Here is a 21,721-nt window from a genome sequence, read left to right on the forward strand (position 1 = left end):
TTTGCCATGGGGCTACTTCAGCCTGTTAAGCTCAATTCCAGGAGCGTTCCTACGCACATTTAAATAAAGTTACCTTCTTTAATGGCATTCGATCGGTTAAACCTGACGACCTCTGTTCTGGTCGATGCCCCCGAGACGCTGCTCTTGGGAATACGCTCTGCGAGTTTTAACCTCATGAATAAACGTCCGTTGTATTTCGACTACGCCGCCACCACGCCGGTGGATGAGCGAGTTATCCAGGTGATGGTCGAGTGTCTGGGTTTCAACGCCCATTTCGGCAACCCTGCGTCCAGTTCCCATGCATTCGGCCAAGCGGCTAGGCAGAAGGTTGAACAGGCGCGTCGCCAAGTGGCTGAGTTGGTGGGGGCCGAGGCCGAGCAGATCGTCTGGACCTCCGGTGCCACAGAATCCAACAACCTTGCGCTCAAGGGCGTGGCCCAGGCGCGAGGTGTGGCGGGTGGGCATGTCATCACCAGCCAGATCGAACACAAGGCCACGCTGGACACCGCGAGGCAATTGCAGGAAGCCGGTGTGGCAGTGACTTACCTGGTACCGGATGCAGACGGCTTGATCAGCGTCGAGGCGGTCAGCGAAGCCTTGCGCGAGGACACCTTTCTGGTCTCGCTGATGCTGGTCAACAACGAACTGGGAACCCTCAACGATATCCCGGCCATTGGCGCGCGGGTGCGTGAGCAGGGCGCGTTGTTCCATGTGGACGCGGCGCAAGGGGCGGGCAAGGTGGCTATCGACCTGGCCCAGTGGCCGGTGGACTTGATGTCGTTCTCTGCTCACAAGCTGTATGGGCCCAAGGGTATCGGCGCGTTATATGTCGGGCCGCGGGCGCAGCAGAAGGTATTGGCGCAGATTCATGGGGGTGGCCACGAAGGCGGTTTGCGCTCCGGCACCTTGGCGACTCATCAGATTGCCGGCATGGGCGCGGCGTTTGCCTTGGCGGCGGCGTCTTTCGCCGATGAGAAGGCCACGATTGTCGCACTTCGCCAGCGCCTGCTGGATCAACTGGCGTCGGTAGCCGGGTTGCGTCTTAATGGCAGCCCGACCCAGCGTATTGCGCACACCTTGAGCCTTACGTTCAGCGAAGGCGAATTCAATTCAGCCGCATTGAGTGCAGGCATTGCCTTTTCCGCGACTTCAGCGTGCAATTCGGCCAGCAATGCGCCGTCCCATGTGCTCCTGGCCTTGGGGCATGACGCGCGCAGTGCCGCTCGCACTATTCGCTTGAGCCTGGGCCGGTTCACCACCGAACAGGATATCGACCAGGCCGCGCAGTTGATCAAGGCGGCGTTGGCGAGCGCGCCGGCATTCTGGGCGGTCTGATTTATCATTCGCAACACATAACAATTATTAGTGGTTAGCAGGAGACACAATGAGTACGCAGCCTTTGACCCATGGAACGGTTCCCCAGCGCCTGGCGCACACCCGTGAACTGATGCGCCGCGAAGGCATTCATGCCCTGCTGGTGCCATCGGCGGACCCGCACCTGTCCGAATATTTGCCGGGTTACTGGCAAGGGCGTCAGTGGTTGTCCGGCTTTCATGGTTCGGTGGGCACCCTGATCGTCACGGCGGAGTTTGCCGGGGTCTGGGCGGACAGCCGTTACTGGGAACAGGCGACCAAGGAACTCAAGGGCAGCGGTATCGAGTTGGTGAAGCTGCAACCGGGTCAGCCTGGGCCGCTGGAGTGGCTGGCCGAGCAAACCCCTGAGGGTGGCGTGGTGGCGGTGGACGGTGCGGTCATGGCCGTGGCCTCGGCACGTACCCTGGGTGGCAAGTTGGCCGAGCGCGGCGCGCGTCTGCGTACCGATATCGATGTGCTCAATGAAGTCTGGCAAGACCGCCCGGCATTGCCGAACCAGCCGATCTATCAGCATCTGCCGCCCCAGGCCACGGTCAGTCGTGGCGAGAAACTGGCCGCTTTGCGCGCCAGTTTGAAAGACAAGGGCGCCGACTGGCATTTTATCGCGACGCTGGATGACATCGCCTGGCTATTCAACCTGCGCGGCGCTGATGTGTCGTTCAATCCGGTGTTTGTGTCCTTTGCCTTGATCAATCAACAGCAGGCGACTTTGTTTGTGGCGTTGGGCAAGGTCAATGCGCAACTGCGGGCGGTGCTTGAGCAGGATGGCGTGACCCTGCGTGATTACAGCGAGGTGGCGCAAGCGCTGCGAGCGGTACCGGCGGGCGCAAGCTTGCAAGTAGACCCCGCCCGCGTCACTGCCGGCTTGCTGGAAAACCTCGACGCGAGCGTCAAGCTGGTTGAAAGCCTCAACCCCACCACACTGGCCAAATCCCGCAAGAGCCTGGCAGACGCGGAACATATCCGCCAAGCCATGGAACAGGATGGTGCGGCGCTGTGCGAATTCTTTGCCTGGCTCGACAGTGCCCTGGGCCGCGAGCGCATTACCGAACTGACGATTGACGAACACCTGACCGCTGCGCGTACCCGCCGCCCAGGCTATGTATCGCTGAGCTTCAACACCATTGCCGCCTTCAATGCCAACGGCGCGATGCCGCATTACCACGCCACCGAAGAAGAGCATGCGCTGATCGAAGGTGATGGCTTGTTGTTGATCGACTCGGGCGGCCAGTACCTGGGCGGAACCACGGACATCACGCGGATGGTGCCCATCGGTACACCGAGTGAAGAACAGAAGCGCGATTGCACGCGGGTACTCAAGGGCGTGATTGCCCTGTCCCGTGCGCAGTTCCCCAAAGGCATTCTTTCACCGTTGCTGGATGCCATTGCCCGGGCACCGATCTGGGCAGAAGGCGTGGACTACGGTCACGGTACAGGCCACGGCGTAGGTTATTTCCTCAACGTGCATGAGGGCCCGCAGGTGATTGCCTATCAAGCCGCTGCGGCGCCACAAACGGCGATGCAGCCAGGGATGATTACGTCAATTGAGCCGGGTACTTATCGCCCTGGCCGTTGGGGCGTGCGCATTGAGAACCTGGTGTTGAACCGTGAAGCGGGCAAGACCGAGTTTGGCGAATTCCTCAAGTTCGAAACCCTGACCCTGTGCCCGATTGATACCCGGTGCCTGGAGCCGTCGTTGCTGACGGCGGATGAGCGTGAATGGTTCAACGCGTATCACGCCCAGGTGCGTGAGCGTTTGAGCCCGCTGCTCGATGGTGCAGCGCTTGAATGGTTGCAGGTGCGCACTGCGGCGATTTGATCGGTTGCAGCCGGGGCATTGCCGGCTGCAATCGACATCTAGCTGAGGGCTTCACGCACAAAGTCCAGACGGTCCTGGCCGAAGAACAGCTGGTTTCCTACAAAGAAACTGGGAGCGCCGAACACGCCGCGCTTAATGGCTTGTTCGGTTTTGTCCTTGAGAGCGTCCTTGACGGCTGCATCGTTTGACAGGGCCAGTACCTGCTCGGGATCGAACCCCTGTTCGGTGAGCACAGTGGCCACGACCTCTGGGTCGCCCAGGTGATGGCCTTCCACCCAGAGTGCTCGGAACAGACAGTCGATGAAGTCGAGGAAGCGCTCAGGCTGGTGGATTTGAATGCCGGTGACAGCGCGCATCAGCAACAAGGTATTGATGGGAAAGTGTGGGTTGAACCTGAGCGGCACGTTGTAGCGTTTGGCGTAACGCGCCAGGTCATCGAGCATGTATCGCCCCTTGGCAGGCACCGTGATCGGTGAGGCATTGCCCGTGGCCTTGAATACACCACCCAACAGCATCGGTTGATACACCACCTGTGCGCCGGTTTGGGCGCACAGCGCTGGCAACTGGGTATAGGCCAGGTAAGTGGCGGGGCTGCCGAGATCAAAGAAGAACTCCAGGGTTTTACTCATGGTCTGTACTCACTGCTTATTGTTATAGAGGGAGTCACCAGGTTTCGTTCCAGGGGCGCAGGTCCAGTTCGAACGTCCAGGCGTCCCGTGGCTGGGTGTGCAGGAACCAGTAGTTGTCGGCAATATGGTCCGGGTTGAGGAGGGCGTCCTGATCCTTGAGGGCGTATTTTTGCGGGAAATTCTCGCGAATGAAGTCGGTATCGATGGCACCGTCGACCACCACATGGGCGACATGGATGTTCATCGGGCCCAGCTCCCGCGCCATGCTTTGTGCCAGGGCGCGTATTCCGTGTTTGGCGCCGGCGAAGGCGGCAAACCCGGCGCTTCCACGTAAGCCGGCGGTGGCGCCGGTGAACAGGATAGTGCCGCGGTTACGCGTGACCATGCGCTTGGCGACTTCCCGTGCGTTCAAGAAGCCAGAAAAGCACGCCATCTCCCAGATCTTGAAGTACTTGCGCGCGGTTTCTTCCAGAATGCTGCAAGGTACATTGGCGCCGATGTTGAAGACGAACGCTTCAATAGGCCCCAGCTCGGTTTCGATTTGCTCGACCAGTGCGATCACGTCTTCTTCTTTACGCGCATCACAGGCAAAGCCATGGGCTTCACCGCCGGCTGATTGAATGCTGTCTACCAGGGGCTGCAGTTTGTCGGCGCTGCGACGGGTGACGCAGGCGATGTAACCTTCGCGGGCAAAGCGTTTGGCTATGGCGCCGCCGGTTGCGTCACCGGCACCCACGACTAATACGATTTTCTTGTTGTGCGGCATGGGAACTCCATTGGCTCGATGGTCGAGCAGGAGTTTAGCCTTCATGCCGCAAATGGCCGGGATTTAAGATGAGCAGTCAGGACAGACTGCTCGGGCAACTATTTGCAGATGACGATCATGCTGCGGCTGGTATAGCCGGCAGGGTTGAGACCGAAGGGATAGTCCCCAGGCTCCTCGGAGTTATCGCCGGATTTGGCGATCACCCGGTAGCCCTTGGCGCCGCATGAGTTGGCAGCACTGGTGTAGCACTGGTCCCAGGAGGAGGACAGGCCCGAACAGTTGATATGCAGCCCTTTCTTACCCCGTTTCACTTCTGTTTTTGTGGTTGCAGCACAGCCAGCGATGCCCACAACCAGCAACAGTATCAAAATTCGTTTCATTCCCATCCTTAATAGCCGCCCTGCAAAAGAACAGAGCCGCTTTACTCGCTCTCGAGCGAAGCGTTCATGCTGTCCGTGTCGAAATTCTCCATGAATGACATTCGGTTACGGCCTAAACATGGCCTAAATGAGCGGCAAATACCAGAGCGGACTTTAAAGATGATCAGTCGGCGGGTACTAGCGGTTTGGATTCGTTGCGCATCGTCAACGTAGCGCCTACGGACGCGAGGATAATGCAGGTGATGGCCAGCCATTGGGCCAGAGATAAATGCTCATGCAGAAAGAACAGGCCGGATAGGGCGCCGAACGCCGGTTCGATACTCATCAACGTGCCGAACGTACGGGCGGGAAGGCGCGTGAGTGCAACCATCTCCAACGTGTACGGCAAGGCCGTGGACAGAATCGCGACGCCGATGGCGATAGGGATCAGGGCGGGCGTCAGCAGCGCGGCGCCAGCATGCACGATGCCGATCGGTGCGACGAACAGGGCGGCAATCATCACGCCGAGTGCGGCGGTCTGAACACCATTGTCGTTCCCAGCCTTTTGGCCAAACAAGATATAGAGGGCCCAGCATCCGCCTGCGCCCAGCGCGTAAGCCGCGCCGACCCAGTCGATACCGCTACTGGCCTCGCCCATTGGAATCAACAGCAGTAGGCCGATGATCGCCAGGGCAATCCACAGGAAGTCGACAGCCCGGCGTGAGGCATAGATAGCGACGGCAAGCGGGCCTGTGAATTCGAGTGCTACTGCGATCCCCAGCGGTACGGTGCGAAGGGACATATAGAAGAGGAAGTTCATGCCGCCCAGCGCCATCCCGTAAATGATCACCGTGCGCAGGGACTTGGCCGTCAGCGTGGCGCGCCATGGGCGTAATAGCACCAGCATGATCACACTGGCGAAAATCAAACGCAGAGCGGTGGTGCCTTGTGCGCCAACAATAGGGAACATGCTTTTGGCCAATGACGCACCGGATTGGATGGACGCCATGGCGATTAATAGCAGGCCGATCGGAAACAATGCGGATGCCAGGCTGCGAGGAGGGGGGGTCATTGCGGGAGTTCTTCCGAAGTCATGGTCGATAAATACGTGGCGCTATGATGCTTAACTGTTAGCGAATGAGCAATATATTGCGCAAAAACTGACTCGTAGCTATCTATATAGTGGAAGCATCGGTTTTTTGAGGTTTTTGATAGAAAAACCGAATAATGGGGTTGACGGCAGATTCTGGAAGCCTATAATTCGCCCCACTTCCGGCGCAGTCGAAACGGAAAACTCCTTGGTAAACAATGAGTTACGCAGTTATCGACAGCAAGTTGCTTCAGTTCATCGAAGCCAAAAGGAAGTTGAAAAAGAGGTGTTGACAGCAGCGTGTAACGCTGTAGAATTCGCCTCCCGCTTACGAGAGATCGCAAGCGCAAGTGGTTGAAGTTGTTGAAGAATTCTTCGAAAACTTCTGAAAATAACCACTTGACAGCAAATGAGGCTGCTGTAGAATGCGCGCCTCGGTTAAGACGAAAGATCTTAACCAACCGCTCTTTAACAACTGAATCAAGCAATTCGTGTGGGTGCTTGTGGAGTCAGACTGATAGTCAACAAGATTATCAGCATCACAAGTTACTCCGCGAGAAATCAAAGATGTAACCAACGATTGCTGAGCCAAGTTTAGGGTTTCTTAAAAACCCAAAGATGTTTGAACTGAAGAGTTTGATCATGGCTCAGATTGAACGCTGGCGGCAGGCCTAACACATGCAAGTCGAGCGGTAGAGAGAAGCTTGCTTCTCTTGAGAGCGGCGGACGGGTGAGTAATGCCTAGGAATCTGCCTGGTAGTGGGGGATAACGTTCGGAAACGGACGCTAATACCGCATACGTCCTACGGGAGAAAGCAGGGGACCTTCGGGCCTTGCGCTATCAGATGAGCCTAGGTCGGATTAGCTAGTTGGTGAGGTAATGGCTCACCAAGGCGACGATCCGTAACTGGTCTGAGAGGATGATCAGTCACACTGGAACTGAGACACGGTCCAGACTCCTACGGGAGGCAGCAGTGGGGAATATTGGACAATGGGCGAAAGCCTGATCCAGCCATGCCGCGTGTGTGAAGAAGGTCTTCGGATTGTAAAGCACTTTAAGTTGGGAGGAAGGGTTGTAGATTAATACTCTGCAATTTTGACGTTACCGACAGAATAAGCACCGGCTAACTCTGTGCCAGCAGCCGCGGTAATACAGAGGGTGCAAGCGTTAATCGGAATTACTGGGCGTAAAGCGCGCGTAGGTGGTTTGTTAAGTTGGATGTGAAATCCCCGGGCTCAACCTGGGAACTGCATTCAAAACTGACTGACTAGAGTATGGTAGAGGGTGGTGGAATTTCCTGTGTAGCGGTGAAATGCGTAGATATAGGAAGGAACACCAGTGGCGAAGGCGACCACCTGGACTAATACTGACACTGAGGTGCGAAAGCGTGGGGAGCAAACAGGATTAGATACCCTGGTAGTCCACGCCGTAAACGATGTCAACTAGCCGTTGGAAGCCTTGAGCTTTTAGTGGCGCAGCTAACGCATTAAGTTGACCGCCTGGGGAGTACGGCCGCAAGGTTAAAACTCAAATGAATTGACGGGGGCCCGCACAAGCGGTGGAGCATGTGGTTTAATTCGAAGCAACGCGAAGAACCTTACCAGGCCTTGACATCCAATGAACTTTCTAGAGATAGATTGGTGCCTTCGGGAACATTGAGACAGGTGCTGCATGGCTGTCGTCAGCTCGTGTCGTGAGATGTTGGGTTAAGTCCCGTAACGAGCGCAACCCTTGTCCTTAGTTACCAGCACGTCATGGTGGGCACTCTAAGGAGACTGCCGGTGACAAACCGGAGGAAGGTGGGGATGACGTCAAGTCATCATGGCCCTTACGGCCTGGGCTACACACGTGCTACAATGGTCGGTACAGAGGGTTGCCAAGCCGCGAGGTGGAGCTAATCCCATAAAACCGATCGTAGTCCGGATCGCAGTCTGCAACTCGACTGCGTGAAGTCGGAATCGCTAGTAATCGCGAATCAGAATGTCGCGGTGAATACGTTCCCGGGCCTTGTACACACCGCCCGTCACACCATGGGAGTGGGTTGCACCAGAAGTAGCTAGTCTAACCTTCGGGAGGACGGTTACCACGGTGTGATTCATGACTGGGGTGAAGTCGTAACAAGGTAGCCGTAGGGGAACCTGCGGCTGGATCACCTCCTTAATCGACGACATCAGCTGCTCCATAAGTTCCCACACGAATTGCTTGATTCATTGAAGAAGACGAAAGAAGCAGCCCGAAATTGGGTCTGTAGCTCAGTTGGTTAGAGCGCACCCCTGATAAGGGTGAGGTCGGCAGTTCGAATCTGCCCAGACCCACCAATTTTGTGTGGGAAACGCCTGTAGAAATACGGGGCCATAGCTCAGCTGGGAGAGCGCCTGCCTTGCACGCAGGAGGTCAACGGTTCGATCCCGTTTGGCTCCACCACTACTGCTTCTGTTTGTATAAAGCTTAGAAATGAGCATTCCATCGTGGTGATGGTGAATGTTGATTTCTAGTCTTTGACTAGTTCGTTCTTTAAAAATTTGGGTATGTGATAGAAAGATAGACTGAACGTTACTTTCACTGGTAACGGATCAGGCTAAGGTAAAATTTGTGAGTTCTCTTAACTGAGAAATTCGAATTTTCGGCGAATGTCGTCTTCACAGTATAACCAGATTGCTTGGGGTTATATGGTCAAGTGAAGAAGCGCATACGGTGGATGCCTTGGCAGTCAGAGGCGATGAAAGACGTGGTAGCCTGCGAAAAGCTTCGGGGAGTCGGCAAACAGACTTTGATCCGGAGATGTCTGAATGGGGGAACCCAGCCATCATAAGATGGTTATCTTGTACTGAATACATAGGTGCAAGAGGCGAACCAGGGGAACTGAAACATCTAAGTACCCTGAGGAAAAGAAATCAACCGAGATTCCCTTAGTAGTGGCGAGCGAACGGGGACTAGCCCTTAAGTGGCTTTGAGATTAGCGGAACGCTCTGGAAAGTGCGGCCATAGTGGGTGATAGCCCTGTACGCGAAAATCTCTTAGTCATGAAATCGAGTAGGACGGAGCACGAGAAACTTTGTCTGAATATGGGGGGACCATCCTCCAAGGCTAAATACTACTGACTGACCGATAGTGAACTAGTACCGTGAGGGAAAGGCGAAAAGAACCCCGGAGAGGGGAGTGAAATAGATCCTGAAACCGTATGCGTACAAGCAGTGGGAGCCCACTTTGTTGGGTGACTGCGTACCTTTTGTATAATGGGTCAGCGACTTATTTTCAGTGGCGAGCTTAACCGAATAGGGGAGGCGTAGCGAAAGCGAGTCTTAATAGGGCGTCTAGTCGCTGGGAATAGACCCGAAACCGGGCGATCTATCCATGGGCAGGTTGAAGGTTGGGTAACACTAACTGGAGGACCGAACCGACTACCGTTGAAAAGTTAGCGGATGACCTGTGGATCGGAGTGAAAGGCTAATCAAGCTCGGAGATAGCTGGTTCTCCTCGAAAGCTATTTAGGTAGCGCCTCATGTATCACTGTAGGGGGTAGAGCACTGTTTCGGCTAGGGGGTCATCCCGACTTACCAAACCGATGCAAACTCCGAATACCTACAAGTGCCGAGCATGGGAGACACACGGCGGGTGCTAACGTCCGTCGTGAAAAGGGAAACAACCCAGACCGTCAGCTAAGGTCCCAAAGTTATGGTTAAGTGGGAAACGATGTGGGAAGGCTTAGACAGCTAGGAGGTTGGCTTAGAAGCAGCCACCCTTTAAAGAAAGCGTAATAGCTCACTAGTCGAGTCGGCCTGCGCGGAAGATGTAACGGGGCTCAAACCATACACCGAAGCTACGGGTATCACGTAAGTGATGCGGTAGAGGAGCGTTCTGTAAGCCTGTGAAGGTGAGTTGAGAAGCTTGCTGGAGGTATCAGAAGTGCGAATGCTGACATGAGTAACGATAATGGGTGTGAAAAACACCCACGCCGAAAGACCAAGGTTTCCTGCGCAACGTTAATCGACGCAGGGTTAGTCGGTCCCTAAGGCGAGGCTGAAAAGCGTAGTCGATGGAAAACAGGTTAATATTCCTGTACTTCTGGTTATTGCGATGGAGGGACGGAGAAGGCTAGGCCAGCTTGGCGTTGGTTGTCCAAGTTTAAGGTGGTAGGCTGGAATCTTAGGTAAATCCGGGATTCTAAGGCCGAGAGCTGATGACGAGTTATCTTTTAGATAACGAAGTGGTTGATGCCATGCTTCCAAGAAAAGCTTCTAAGCTTCAGGTAACCAGGAACCGTACCCCAAACCGACACAGGTGGTTGGGTAGAGAATACCAAGGCGCTTGAGAGAACTCGGGTGAAGGAACTAGGCAAAATGGCACCGTAACTTCGGGAGAAGGTGCGCCGGTGAGGGTGAAGGACTTGCTCCGTAAGCTCATGCCGGTCGAAGATACCAGGCCGCTGCGACTGTTTATTAAAAACACAGCACTCTGCAAACACGAAAGTGGACGTATAGGGTGTGACGCCTGCCCGGTGCCGGAAGGTTAATTGATGGGGTTAGCTAACGCGAAGCTCTTGATCGAAGCCCCGGTAAACGGCGGCCGTAACTATAACGGTCCTAAGGTAGCGAAATTCCTTGTCGGGTAAGTTCCGACCTGCACGAATGGCGTAACGATGGCGGCGCTGTCTCCACCCGAAACTCAGTGAAATTGAAATCGCTGTGAAGATGCAGTGTATCCGCGGCTAGACGGAAAGACCCCGTGAACCTTTACTATAGCTTTGCACTGGACTTTGAATTTGCTTGTGTAGGATAGGTGGGAGGCTTTGAAGCGTGGACGCCAGTCTGCGTGGAGCCATCCTTGAAATACCACCCTGGCAACTTTGAGGTTCTAACTCAGGTCCGTTATCCGGATCGAGGACAGTGTATGGTGGGTAGTTTGACTGGGGCGGTCTCCTCCTAAAGAGTAACGGAGGAGTACGAAGGTGCGCTCAGACCGGTCGGAAATCGGTCGTAGAGTATAAAGGCAAAAGCGCGCTTGACTGCGAGACAGACACGTCGAGCAGGTACGAAAGTAGGTCTTAGTGATCCGGTGGTTCTGTATGGAAGGGCCATCGCTCAACGGATAAAAGGTACTCCGGGGATAACAGGCTGATACCGCCCAAGAGTTCATATCGACGGCGGTGTTTGGCACCTCGATGTCGGCTCATCACATCCTGGGGCTGAAGCCGGTCCCAAGGGTATGGCTGTTCGCCATTTAAAGTGGTACGCGAGCTGGGTTTAGAACGTCGTGAGACAGTTCGGTCCCTATCTGCCGTGGACGTTTGAGATTTGAGAGGGGCTGCTCCTAGTACGAGAGGACCGGAGTGGACGAACCTCTGGTGTTCCGGTTGTCACGCCAGTGGCATTGCCGGGTAGCTATGTTCGGAATAGATAACCGCTGAAAGCATCTAAGCGGGAAACTAGCCTCAAGATGAGATCTCACTGGAACCTTGAGTTCCCTGAAGGGCCGTCGAAGACTACGACGTTGATAGGTTGGGTGTGTAAGCGCTGTGAGGCGTTGAGCTAACCAATACTAATTGCCCGTGAGGCTTGACCATATAACACCCAAGCAATTTGACTACTCTAACGAGCATCAGATTGCGGTGTGTGAAGACGAAGATGAACCGAAAGTTCGACGCTCACAAAACACCGAAAGCTGTCACATACCCAATTTGCTGAAGCGAGACCAGCTGGTCACGACTCAGTACCCGAATTTCTTGACGACCATAGAGCATTGGAACCACCTGATCCCATCCCGAACTCAGCAGTGAAACGATGCATCGCCGATGGTAGTGTGGGGTTTCCCCATGTGAGAGTAGGTCATCGTCAAGATTAAATTCCGAAACCCCAATTGCGAAAGCAGTTGGGGTTTTGTTTTGGGCGCTCGAAAATTCCAGCGCTTCTGGCAACATTAAATAAGCTGCCGTTGAGGGAATTCGATACAAAGTGTTTCTGCATTTTTGCTATGGTGCAGCACATTTTCACAAGGATTGATCTTTATCCGCAGGATGCGGCGTCGACCTTTTCCAACGAGATGCTGTAGAAATGCCTGAACCGATACCTATCAAAGATCACGAGAAAGAAAACCGCCTGGTCAACAAGCGCTTGCTCGCCTGCGCGTTGTTGGTGATTGGGATCACGTGCGCGCTGGTAGGGCGCATGTATTTCCTGCAGGTGGTGCAGTACGACTACCACTCCACAATTTCCGAAAACAACCGGGTCCACGTCTTGCCCATCACACCGACTCGGGGCTTGATCTATGACCGCAATGGCGTAGTCCTGGCCGACAACCGGCCGAGTTACAACCTGACCATCACCCGTGAGCGCACAGCCGACCTCAAGGGTGAACTGGACGAAATCGTCAATCTGTTGCACCTGCCTGCCGAAGACCGGGCGGTGTTTGATAAGGCGCTCAAGCAGGCCCGTCACCCGTTTGTTCCCGTCACGTTGTTCTACGAGTTGACCGAAGAGCAGATCGCCGTTTTGGCCGTCAACGAGTTCCGCCTACCTGGGGTGGACGTCGAGCCACAATTTGTTCGCCATTACCCTCTGGGCGCGCACTTTGCCCACTCTATCGGCTACGTCGGTCGCATCAACGAAAAAGAGTCCAAGACCCTTGATTCGGTGGAGTACCGCGGTACCCAATCCATCGGCAAAACCGGAATCGAGCGCTTTTACGAGTCAGAACTGCATGGCCATGTCGGTTATGAAGAGGTGGAGACCAACGCACAGGGTCGTGTGCTGCGCGTGCTCAAGCACACCGATCCGATCCCTGGCAAAAACATCGTACTGAGCCTCGACGTCAAGCTACAGGAAGCCGCCGAAGAGGCCTTGGGCGACCGTCGTGGTTCGGTAGTCGCCCTGGACCCGCAAACCGGTGAAGTACTGGCGATGGTCAGCAAACCGAGTTTCGATCCGAACCTGTTCGTCACCGGCATCAGCTTCAAGGAGTACGCCGCGCTGCACGACTCCATTGACCGGCCGCTGTTCAACCGCGTGCTACGCGGTCTCTATGCGCCAGGCTCAACCATCAAGCCGGAAGTGGCCATCGCCGGTCTCGACAGTGGGGTTGTTACCCCACAAACCCGAGTCTTCGACCCAGGTTATTATCAGTTGCCAGACTTTGACCACAAATACCGCAACTGGAACCACAGCGGTGACGGCTGGGTGGACATGGACGCGGCCATCATGCGTTCCAACGACACTTACTTCTACGACCTGGCCCATAAGCTCGGGATCGACCGCCTGCACGACTATCTGGCCGAATTCGGCCTGGGCCAGAAAGTGTCCCTGGATATGTTCGAAGAATCTGCCGGCCTGATGCCATCCCAAGCCTGGAAGCGTGCGACCCGTCGCCAGCCGTGGTTCCCCGGCGAAACCGTGATCCTCGGCATTGGCCAAGGTTATATGCAAGTGACACCGCTGCAATTGGCCCAGGCCACAGCATTGATCGCCAACAAAGGTGTATGGAACCGGCCGCACCTGGCCAAGACCATCAACGGTGTGGCTCCGGTAGATGAACACCCGATGCCCAACGTTGTGCTCAAAGACCCACGTGACTGGGAGCAGGTCAACCACGGCATGCAATTGGTGATGCACGATCCCCGCGGTATCGCCCGAGCGGCAGCGCAAGGCGCCCAATACCGTATCGCCGGCAAGAGTGGTACCGCCCAGGTGGTGGCGATCAAACAGGGTGAGCGCTACAACCGCAACAAGACCTTGGAGCGGCATCGCGATAACGCTTTGTTCGTCGGCTTTGCCCCGGCCGAACATCCGAAAATCGTGATTTCAGTCATGATCGAAAACGGTGAGGCTGGCGGCCGTGTAGCCGGGCCTGTGGTGCGACAGATCATGGATGCCTGGCTGCTCGACCAGGAAGGCCACCTCAAGCCGCAATATGCGGCGCCGGCCAAGGCACCGGGTGATCCACGGGTTTGACTCAAACCCTCCACTCGTCCCAGCGCGCTACGCCGTCATAGGCAAGCCAGGGCACTTCATGGGCCGTCCAGATATGCGAGGTGGGCCTGACGCCCGGATCCTCATCCAGCGTCGCCACCCGCACAATCACGTGGGGCTGATGCCCACGTTCAGCGATCAGATGTGAGCCGCAGCGCGAGCAGAAATGTCTGAATTTGCCCGGCGAAGATTCAAAGGACGACAGCAGTTCCTCACCCTGCGTCCAGCGAAAATGCTCACGCATCACCCCGGCCGTGGCAACAAACGCGGCCGCGTGTGCCTTGCGGCAGCTTTCGCAGTGGCAGTGGCTGATGGGCATGTCCAGGCTGTCCACTTGGTAGCGCACGCCTTTGCACAAGCAACTTCCATTCAGTGGGTCAGTCATAACCTATGGCCAGGCAAGGAGGGGGTCATCATCATCGCGCACAACGCAAGGTTGCGCATTGGTTGATGTCGCCTACTGTTCAATGAAGGAGGTGACTTATGCACGTATTAGATCGCATCGAACGCGAAGTCCTGCTCAACGCATCACGTAAACAGGTCTGGGAGGCACTCACGCAGGCCGATCAATTTGGTCAGTGGTTCGGTATCGCACTTGAAGGTAAAACCTTTGTGGCCGGAGAAACCATCGAAGCACCCATTACCTACAAAGGTTACGAACATGTCGTGTGGAAGGCCAGGATCGAACGCATCCTGCCCCAAACGCTGTTTTCTTTCTGGTGGCATCCTTTCGCAGTGGAAGAGGGCATCGACTACGACAAGGAGACACCGACGCTGGTGGAGTTCACGATTGAAGATCGCGCTCCTGGCATCCTCTTGCGGGTCGTCGAATCCGGTTTTGACCAAGTCCCCGAAGCGCGCCGTCAGAAAGCTTTCAAGATGAACTCCCGTGGCTGGGACGAGCAAATGGGCAATATCGAAAACTACCTGAGCCTAGCCTGACCCGAACGGGCATCATGGCTGATGCCCGTCTTCACGCCAGCGTGCATTTGATTGCTTTAGAAACTCATCTGCCACTGTCCAACCACCGCATGATTGCGGCTATTACTGCCCAACTCACCGTTGTAGCCGATACTCAGGTTCTGCTGGGCAGACAATCCCACCGCCAATCCCACTTCAACCATCAAGCTGTCGCGGTCCAGTGCGCTGCCTTCAATATCGAAGGCGTCGCCGCCAATCAAAAAAGCCTGCCGAGTCTTGCTGTCGACATTGCCATACAGATGCCGCCAGCCGAAGCTGGCTTGCGGGGTCAGGCTGATGCCATTGTCCAGTTGGCTCAGGTGAGCCAGGCGCACACCGAAGGTACTGCTGACATTGTCCTGGGTTTGTGCATCCACCTTGAGTGAAGCATCGCCGCCTTTCTCGCGGTAGTTGTCGCGGTGATAGCGCTGATAGCCGAGGTTGGCGAAGGGTTCGATATTCAATCGGCCGTTACCCAGCATGTAACCCAGTTCGGCAAAGGCTTGCTGGCTATCGGCGTCGTAATCACCCTTGGGTCGCTCGCTGAAACCTGCGAACTCTACGGTGCGCTTGTTGTTACCCCTGTGTTGGCTGTACGCAGCCCCCAGGCGCAACGCCAATGGGCCATCCTGGCGTACGGCATATGCCCCCGCGTGCCAGCTGCGTAATGAATTATCGACGTTGTGGCTGTCCATATCGGTCTTCGAATAGCCGCCCAGTACACCCAGGCGCCAGAGAGGCGATAAGGACCAGTCAATACCCAGCAGGCTGCCTTGTGTACGCTGCTGTGAAGACTCGTTGCCGTGCTGGCCCTCAAGCTTGCCGTAGCTGCCGAGACCTTGCAGCCACACACGGCCTTGTGCGTTTGGATCATTCAAGTTGCGCGCACTGCTGGGGATGCCAGTTACGGCAAGCTCAGGTGTTTGCGCCGACTCAAGCCCGACGAGCAAGCTTGAACTGCTGCTCATCTGGCGCATGGCCGACAGCATGGACGTGCCCACTTGGCTGCTGGCCGCCAGTGTGGCACTGGCGAGGTTGGCGTTGCTGCTGCCTGCCAGGGCCTCAAGCGCGGCGCTGGCCGTGGTCTCCGAGGTGGCCAGCAGCGCGTCGTAGAGCGGGTTGGGGTTTCGCATCATGGAGGGCGGGGGGAAACTGCCATCCCAGTTGCTCCAGTGGCGCCACGTGATGGACTCGATGCTGTTGACTGCGCGGGCGGCGTTACGGGTACGGGCGTAATCGATGAACTCGACATCGTTGCGTGTGTAGCTCAGGTTCACCCGGTTATTGTCGTAGCTGAGTGTTGGCGTCAGGAAGGCGTAGTAGCTGCGCAGGTTGGAGTCATCAAAGGTCCCCGTGATGCTGCCTGCTTGCAGGACCGTGTACGTGCTGTGCCAGGGATAGTCCATCGAGTAACCCGGCTGCGGCCACAAATAGGCACCGTTGAGGCTGGCATTGCCGACCACATGGGTTGTCGCAGCACTGCCGTCGGGATAAGTAGCGAACTCGAATGCAGAGCCTGGCTTCATGATCAGGTTGCCGTTGACCTGAGGAGCGCCGACAACGGTATCCGTGATCAATCTCCCGCTGACGGTAAGATTGTTGACTGAGCCTCGGCCCCGGTAAGTCGCGCCTTGGTCGACGATCACGTCACCGGCGATGTTGCCCTGGTTGTTTAAGTGACCATTGGCAGAGAGGCGTGCGCCTTCGCTGAAATCGCCGCGACCATTGAGTACCCAGTAGCCGCGACGCACTTGTAGTACGTCAAAATTGCGCGTCGTCTCGACCGTCCCGTCGGGTTCACGCGTATCTGAAGGATAATATTGGTAGCCCTCCAGAATCATGGTGTTATGCCCTGCGCCGCCGTCAACTAACCCCTCAAAACGGGCGCCGGGGTACAGCGTCAAGGTGTCGTTGCCGCCCCCCATGTCCAGGGCTACACCATTACCCCCGCTGATCAGGGCACCGTTGAATACCCGGTCGTCGAAATTACCGATAAAACGCGCGCCATAGCCATCAAGCCCACGCAGGTCGACGAAATTTCTCAGCTCCGTTGCGCCGGTTGCCGCCCCATCATGGCCATCACTGACTAAGAGGCCATTGTCGGTACCTGTGATTGAGCCGGTACGTGGAATGCCTGTGGAAGGATCAAACCGGCCGCCGTTGAACAGGTAGCCACCGCCAATCGATACTCCATCGCTGGTGTTGGCTCGTCCATTTTTGTCCGCTCCACTGGCGCCCAATGCCCGGATAACGCCAGAGTTTTCGATGTGGGCAATGCCTCCTATGCGTAGGCCATCGCCGTCGATATTCTCCAGGCGTCCTTCTCGTGCGCCAGTGATCGTGCCGTCGTTGTAAACCGTGGCATCACCCGTTATCGAAACCCCTGCGCCGTCACGTCCGGCAAGCGTGCCATCGTTGCTCAGCAAATTGAGTTGTTCGCCTGAGATTGCATGCTGGGCGCCGGAGATTACCCCGGTATTTTCGATACGCACATCGGTCGCAGCGCCCAGGCTGATCCCGTCTAATCTATCGGCAGTAATCGAGCCGTCATTTTGAATGAAGACATTGCGCTGCCAATCAGGCAGGTTTTGGCGAACGCTGACGGCGGTCGTATGGGTGGTGATGCTGCCGGTCTTGGTCACCCACAAACTGGGGTTGTAAAAATAGCCACTGCCCACGGTGAGCGGGGTATTGGTTGGGGTATCGATGAATGCTTGAGCAAGGCTGGCAGGAGAAAGCGAGGCGCCGGAAACAATCAACGAAATGGTCAGGGCCAGACGGCGGGGGACGAACGACATGCGCGAAATCCTTTTCTTGAATCTCGCTATCTTCCTATATAGCCATTTGATATTGCCAGCGCATTCTTATCCTAAAAAACGATGACATCCTTTTTATGATATTGCGCGCTAGGTATGCGTTTACCCGCCGCCTTGGACCGGATGCCGAGTAGAATCACGCCCTGAATGCGATTCTTGAGGTGCGGTACGGTGGATTTACAGCAGGGTTTTGTCCTGACCCGGCATTGGCGTGATACCCCGGCGGGCACGGAGGTCAGCTTCTGGCTGGCCACCGACCAAGGGCCACGGTGCATTCGCCTACCCGTGCAAACCTCGGTGGTGTTCATCCCTGAGGCTTACCGCAAGCCGCTCGATTGGTTGCTCAAGGGCGAGCGTGATCTTGAGTTGCGCCCGTTGCAGCTGTGCGACTTTCATCACCGCCCGGTCCTGGGCCTGTATGCCCGCCAGCACCGCCAGTTGATGGACATCGAAAAGCGCCTGCGCGCTGCCGGGGTCGATGTCTACGAAGGTGATGTGCGCCCGCCCGAGCGCTACATGATGGAGCGTTTTATCACCGCTCCGGTGTGGTTCGGCGGCACTCCGGATGCGAGCGGCACCTTGCTCGAAGCGCAGATGAAGCCCGCCGCTGACTACCGTCCGCCCTTGAAGCTGGTGTCCCTGGACATCGAGACCACCGCCCAGGGCGATCTCTACTCCATCGCCCTTGAAGGCTGCGGCGAGCGCCAGGTCTACATGCTCGGCCCGCCGAACAAAACCGACGCGGTGGATTTCAAGCTCGACTATTGCGACACCCGCGCGCAACTGCTCGAACGCCTCAACCAATGGCTGGCCACATTTGACCCCGACGCGATCATCGGCTGGAACGTGGTGCAGTTCGACCTGCGCGTCCTCCACGAACACGCCCAACGCCTGAACGTGCCGCTGTTGCTGGGACGTGGTGGTGAAGCCATGGCCTGGCGTGAGCACGGCAGCCGCAATCACTACTTCGCTGCGGCGGCGGGGCGGTTGATCATCGACGGTATTGAAGCCCTGCGTTCGGCGACTTGGAGTTTTGAATCCTTCAGCCTGGAAAACGTCGCGCAAACCCTGCTCGGCGAAGGCAAGGACATCTCCACGCCGTACCAGCGCATGGATGAAATCAACCGCATGTTCGCTGAGGACAAGCCCGCCCTGGCGCGCTACAACCTCAAGGACTGCGAACTGGTCACGCGGATTTTCGAGAAGACCGAGCTGCTCAAGTTCCTGCTCGAACGCGCCAGCGTCACCGGCTTGCCGGCCGACCGTAACGGCGGTTCCGTGGCCGCCTTCACCCACCTGTACATGCCGTTGATGCACCGCCAGGGGTTTGTTGCGCCGAACCTGGGCGACAAACCGCCCCAAGCCAGCCCCGGCGGGTTTGTCATGGACTCACGCCCGGGCCTTTATGAGTCGGTGCTGGTGCTGGACTACAAAAGCCTTTACCCGTCGATCATCCGCAGTTTCCTCATCGACCCGGTGGGCTTGATCGAAGGCCTCAAGCATCCCGACGACAGCGACTCGGTGGAAGGCTTTCGCGGGGCGCGCTTCTCCCGTACCCGGCATTGCCTGCCGTCCATCGTCACCCGCGTGTCCGAAGGCCGCGAAGAGGCCAAGCGCGAGCGCAATGCGCCGCTCTCCCAGGCACTGAAGATCATCATGAACGCCTTTTACGGTGTGCTCGGCTCCAGCGGCTGTCGGTTCTTCGACACTCGGCTGGCGTCCTCGATCACCCTGCGGGGACACCAGATCATGCGCCAGACCCGCGCGCTGGTTGAGGCCCAAGGGTACGAGGTGATTTACGGTGACACCGACTCCACCTTCGTCTGGCTGGGCAGTGCGCATTCTGTGCAGGATGCCAATCGCATCGGCCTGGCGCTGGTGCAACACGTCAACGACTGGTGGCGGGCGCACCTGAGCAACGAATATGGCCTGCAAAGCGCCCTGGAGCTGCAATACGAAACTCACTTCAGCCGCTTCCTGATGCCGACTATCCGTGGCGCCGAGGAGGGCAGCAAAAAGCGTTATGCCGGCCTGGTCGTACGCGAAGATGGCAGTGAAGACATGGTCTACAAGGGCCTGGAAACCGTGCGCAGCGACTGGTCGCCCCTGGCCCGGCAATTCCAGCAGGAACTCTACCAACGCATCTTCCATCGCCAACCCCATCAGGACTACATACGCGACTACGTGCGGCGTACCTTGAGCGGCGAATTCGATGAGTTGCTGATCTACCGCAAACGCCTGCGCCGGCCCTTGCACGACTACGAACGCAACGTCCCGCCCCACGTACGCGCCGCGCGCCTGGCGGACGAGTACAACGACCGCCTGGGCCGCCCGCGCCAGTACCAGCGCGGTGGCTGGATCAGCTACGTCATCAGCGTCAACGGCCCGGAACCGCTGGAAGTGCGTCAGGCGCCCATCGACTACGACCACTACGTCACGCGCCAATTGCAGCCCGTGGCCGACGCAATCCTGCCGTTCGTGAATGATGATTTCAGCACCTTGGTGGGCGGGCAGATGGGGCTATTCTAGCTAATCGACACTCTCCATATTGCCCATAGCTCAGGAGGAAACGCCCATGTACACCCTCTATGGCACCGACGAATCCGGCTCCTGCATGATCGAAATTGCCCTGCAACGCTGCGCAGTGCCGTGGCATCGCGTGGAGGCCAGTTCCTGGCAGGACGGCGAGGGCAGTGACGCCCTTGCACGTATCAATCCACTCAAGCAGATCCCCACGCTGGTTACTCCAAATGGCCAGGTACTGACCGAAAGCGCCGCGATCTTGATCCACCTGGGCCTGGAGTATCCCAAGGCCCAGTTGCTGGCCGGCGATCGTACGCAGATCCTGCGCGGCTTGCTCTACATCGCCGCCAACTGTTATTCGGCGATCGGCATCATCGACTACCCGCAACGCTGGTTGGGCAATGCCGATGAGGCGCAGCAAGCGCAACTGGTCAGCGGCACACGGCGCTACCTGCATCAGGCCTGGGTCGTGTTTGCCGATCAGTTTGCCGGCCAGCTGTTGACCCCGAGCAACGTGCCGAATGCACTGGGCATCATGGCGGCGGCGGTGTCGCGTTGGGACGACGCGCGCGCGGTGCTCGGCAACCTGGCGCCGGGCTTTGCGCAGAGCCTGGAGCGGGTAGACGCTGACCCTGTCGTGGCCCCCGTTTTTGCCCGGCATTGGCCGCAGTGGAAAGTCTCGTAACCGGAAGAAACAATGACCAGGCCACTGTCCAAGCCCTTGCGTAGCGGGCTTCCTGACCTACGCTTCTCAAAGTGATGTAGGAATCATCCTTGAATTTGGCTGTCGCAGACATGAAACTCAAGAACCCTGCATGGAATTCAAAGGAGGTGCGCATGCTCATCCGGTCGCTGACCCTGGCTACCTTGATGGCTTTTACGGGGCCGTTGTTGGCCGCTGATGATAATCCGCTCAAGCAGGAATTGGGCAAGACGCGCCCTCTGGTGGTCGTGGAGCTTGATGCTGGAAACCCGACACTGGCAACGCTGAAGAAACAACTGGAAGAGGCTGCCACCAAGCAGTCCTTCGAAGAGCGCAGCATGGTGTTCTACACCGTCAAATTCGGCAGCATTGGCGCCGAAGGGGAGAAGTTCGCCAAGGACCCCAAGGACAGTAAAAAGCTCACACCGCCTGAAACCAACGCGCTGATCCGCGCCCTCAAGCTCGGGGTCGGCAGCGGTACCAAGGTGATTCTGATCGGCAAGGACGGCGAGAAGAAACTCGAGAAAACCGTGCCGCCGGACAGCCTCGACCTGAAGGAATTCTTCAGCGCCATCGACCAGATGCCTCAGGCGGAAAAGGAGCTTGCCGCACCTGCGGAGCCAGAGCCTGTTCCAGTCGCGCCAGCGGCTCCGGCCAAGGGCAGCAAACCCGCCAAACCCGGCAGCAAAGCCCCCAAGCCACTGGAGGATTGAACCGGTC

The 21,721-nt window shown here is 57.0% G+C and carries 13 protein-coding genes, 2 tRNA genes and 3 rRNA genes; 12 read left to right on the top strand and 6 right to left on the bottom strand.

Going from position 1 to position 21,721, the window contains the following annotated elements; all coding sequences use genetic code 11:
* The first annotated feature begins 174 nt into the window (after positions 1–174).
* Positions 175–1,335: an aminotransferase class V-fold PLP-dependent enzyme gene (locus tag N2A98_RS09475; protein ID WP_275623312.1), complete on the top strand. Its 1,161-nt coding sequence runs from the start codon at positions 175–177 to the stop codon at positions 1,333–1,335.
* A 49-nt stretch (positions 1,336–1,384) separates the two neighbouring features.
* Positions 1,385–3,193, top strand: coding sequence for an aminopeptidase P family protein (locus N2A98_RS09480; protein ID WP_078802835.1), 1,809 nt, complete (start codon positions 1,385–1,387; stop codon positions 3,191–3,193).
* 38 nt (positions 3,194–3,231) lie between these two features.
* Here the strand turns inward: N2A98_RS09480 and N2A98_RS09485 are convergent, their stop codons facing one another.
* The 4 genes from N2A98_RS09485 to rhtA form a co-directional block, all read right to left on the bottom strand.
* Positions 3,232–3,822, bottom strand: a complete 591-nt coding sequence (locus N2A98_RS09485) for a 2-hydroxychromene-2-carboxylate isomerase (protein WP_044267955.1) — start codon at positions 3,820–3,822, stop codon at positions 3,232–3,234.
* A 34-nt stretch (positions 3,823–3,856) separates the two neighbouring features.
* Positions 3,857–4,588 carry an SDR family oxidoreductase gene (locus N2A98_RS09490; RefSeq protein ID WP_044267957.1) on the bottom strand — a complete coding sequence of 244 codons (732 nt, stop codon included), beginning with the start codon at positions 4,586–4,588 and terminating at the stop codon, positions 3,857–3,859.
* A gap of 98 nt (positions 4,589–4,686) precedes the next feature.
* Entirely contained in the window at positions 4,687–4,968 is a 282-nt protein-coding gene (locus N2A98_RS09495; RefSeq protein WP_003190182.1) for a hypothetical protein, read from the bottom strand.
* Positions 4,969–5,131: 163 nt separating this feature from the next.
* Positions 5,132–6,019, bottom strand: a complete 888-nt coding sequence (gene rhtA, locus N2A98_RS09500; RefSeq protein WP_044267961.1) for a threonine/homoserine exporter RhtA — start codon at positions 6,017–6,019, stop codon at positions 5,132–5,134.
* A 642-nt stretch (positions 6,020–6,661) separates the two neighbouring features.
* On the opposite strand from rhtA, the gene N2A98_RS09505 reads away from it, so the two are divergent.
* The 6 genes from N2A98_RS09505 (at position 6,662) to mrdA (ending at position 13,981) form a co-directional block, all read left to right on the top strand.
* Positions 6,662–8,198 (top strand): 16S ribosomal RNA (locus N2A98_RS09505).
* Positions 8,199–8,279: 81 nt separating this feature from the next.
* Positions 8,280–8,356, top strand: a tRNA-Ile gene (locus N2A98_RS09510).
* Between the two features lie 30 nt (positions 8,357–8,386).
* Positions 8,387–8,462: transfer RNA gene (locus N2A98_RS09515), tRNA-Ala, on the top strand.
* A gap of 247 nt (positions 8,463–8,709) precedes the next feature.
* Positions 8,710–11,601, top strand: a 23S ribosomal RNA gene (locus N2A98_RS09520).
* Positions 11,602–11,759: 158 nt separating this feature from the next.
* Positions 11,760–11,875, top strand: a 5S ribosomal RNA gene (gene rrf / locus N2A98_RS09525).
* The 16S, 23S and 5S rRNA genes sit together here with 2 tRNA genes alongside, the layout of an rRNA operon.
* Positions 11,876–12,088: 213 nt before the next feature.
* On the top strand, positions 12,089–13,981 hold the full coding sequence (gene mrdA, locus N2A98_RS09530; RefSeq protein ID WP_032892540.1) for a penicillin-binding protein 2: 1,893 nt from the start codon (positions 12,089–12,091) through the stop codon (positions 13,979–13,981).
* A gap of 1 nt (position 13,982) precedes the next feature.
* On the opposite strand, the gene N2A98_RS09535 is transcribed toward mrdA, so the two are convergent.
* The gene (locus tag N2A98_RS09535; RefSeq protein WP_044273564.1) at positions 13,983–14,384 is read right to left on the bottom strand and encodes a GFA family protein; all 402 of its coding nucleotides are present in this window, start codon (positions 14,382–14,384) and stop codon (positions 13,983–13,985) included.
* Positions 14,385–14,482: 98 nt separating this feature from the next.
* Here N2A98_RS09535 and N2A98_RS09540 point away from each other — a divergent pair, with 98 nt between their 5' ends.
* Positions 14,483–14,941 (top strand): SRPBCC family protein, encoded by a 459-nt coding sequence (locus N2A98_RS09540; RefSeq protein WP_275623313.1) that lies wholly within the window; start codon positions 14,483–14,485, stop codon positions 14,939–14,941.
* A 56-nt stretch (positions 14,942–14,997) separates the two neighbouring features.
* Here the strand turns inward: N2A98_RS09540 and N2A98_RS09545 are convergent, their stop codons facing one another.
* The gene (locus tag N2A98_RS09545) at positions 14,998–17,757 is read right to left on the bottom strand and encodes an autotransporter domain-containing protein (RefSeq protein ID WP_275623314.1); all 2,760 of its coding nucleotides are present in this window, start codon (positions 17,755–17,757) and stop codon (positions 14,998–15,000) included.
* A 189-nt stretch (positions 17,758–17,946) separates the two neighbouring features.
* Between N2A98_RS09545 and N2A98_RS09550 the strand changes: the two genes are divergently transcribed.
* The 3 genes from N2A98_RS09550 (at position 17,947) to N2A98_RS09560 (ending at position 21,714) form a co-directional block, all read left to right on the top strand.
* Positions 17,947–20,304, top strand: coding sequence for a DNA polymerase II (locus tag N2A98_RS09550; RefSeq protein ID WP_275623315.1), 2,358 nt, complete (start codon positions 17,947–17,949; stop codon positions 20,302–20,304).
* A 46-nt stretch (positions 20,305–20,350) separates the two neighbouring features.
* The gene (locus N2A98_RS09555) at positions 20,351–20,983 is read left to right on the top strand and encodes a glutathione S-transferase (RefSeq protein WP_078468200.1); all 633 of its coding nucleotides are present in this window, start codon (positions 20,351–20,353) and stop codon (positions 20,981–20,983) included.
* Positions 20,984–21,135: 152 nt separating this feature from the next.
* A complete protein-coding gene (locus tag N2A98_RS09560) occupies positions 21,136–21,714 on the top strand; it encodes a DUF4174 domain-containing protein (RefSeq protein ID WP_069558322.1) in 579 nt (192 codons plus the stop codon).
* The last annotated feature ends 7 nt before the right edge of the window (positions 21,715–21,721 follow it).

The sequence above is a fragment of the Pseudomonas sp. FJ2-5-13 genome (assembly GCF_029201605.1).
Taxonomy (GTDB): Bacteria; Pseudomonadota; Gammaproteobacteria; order Pseudomonadales; family Pseudomonadaceae; genus Aquipseudomonas; species Aquipseudomonas lactis.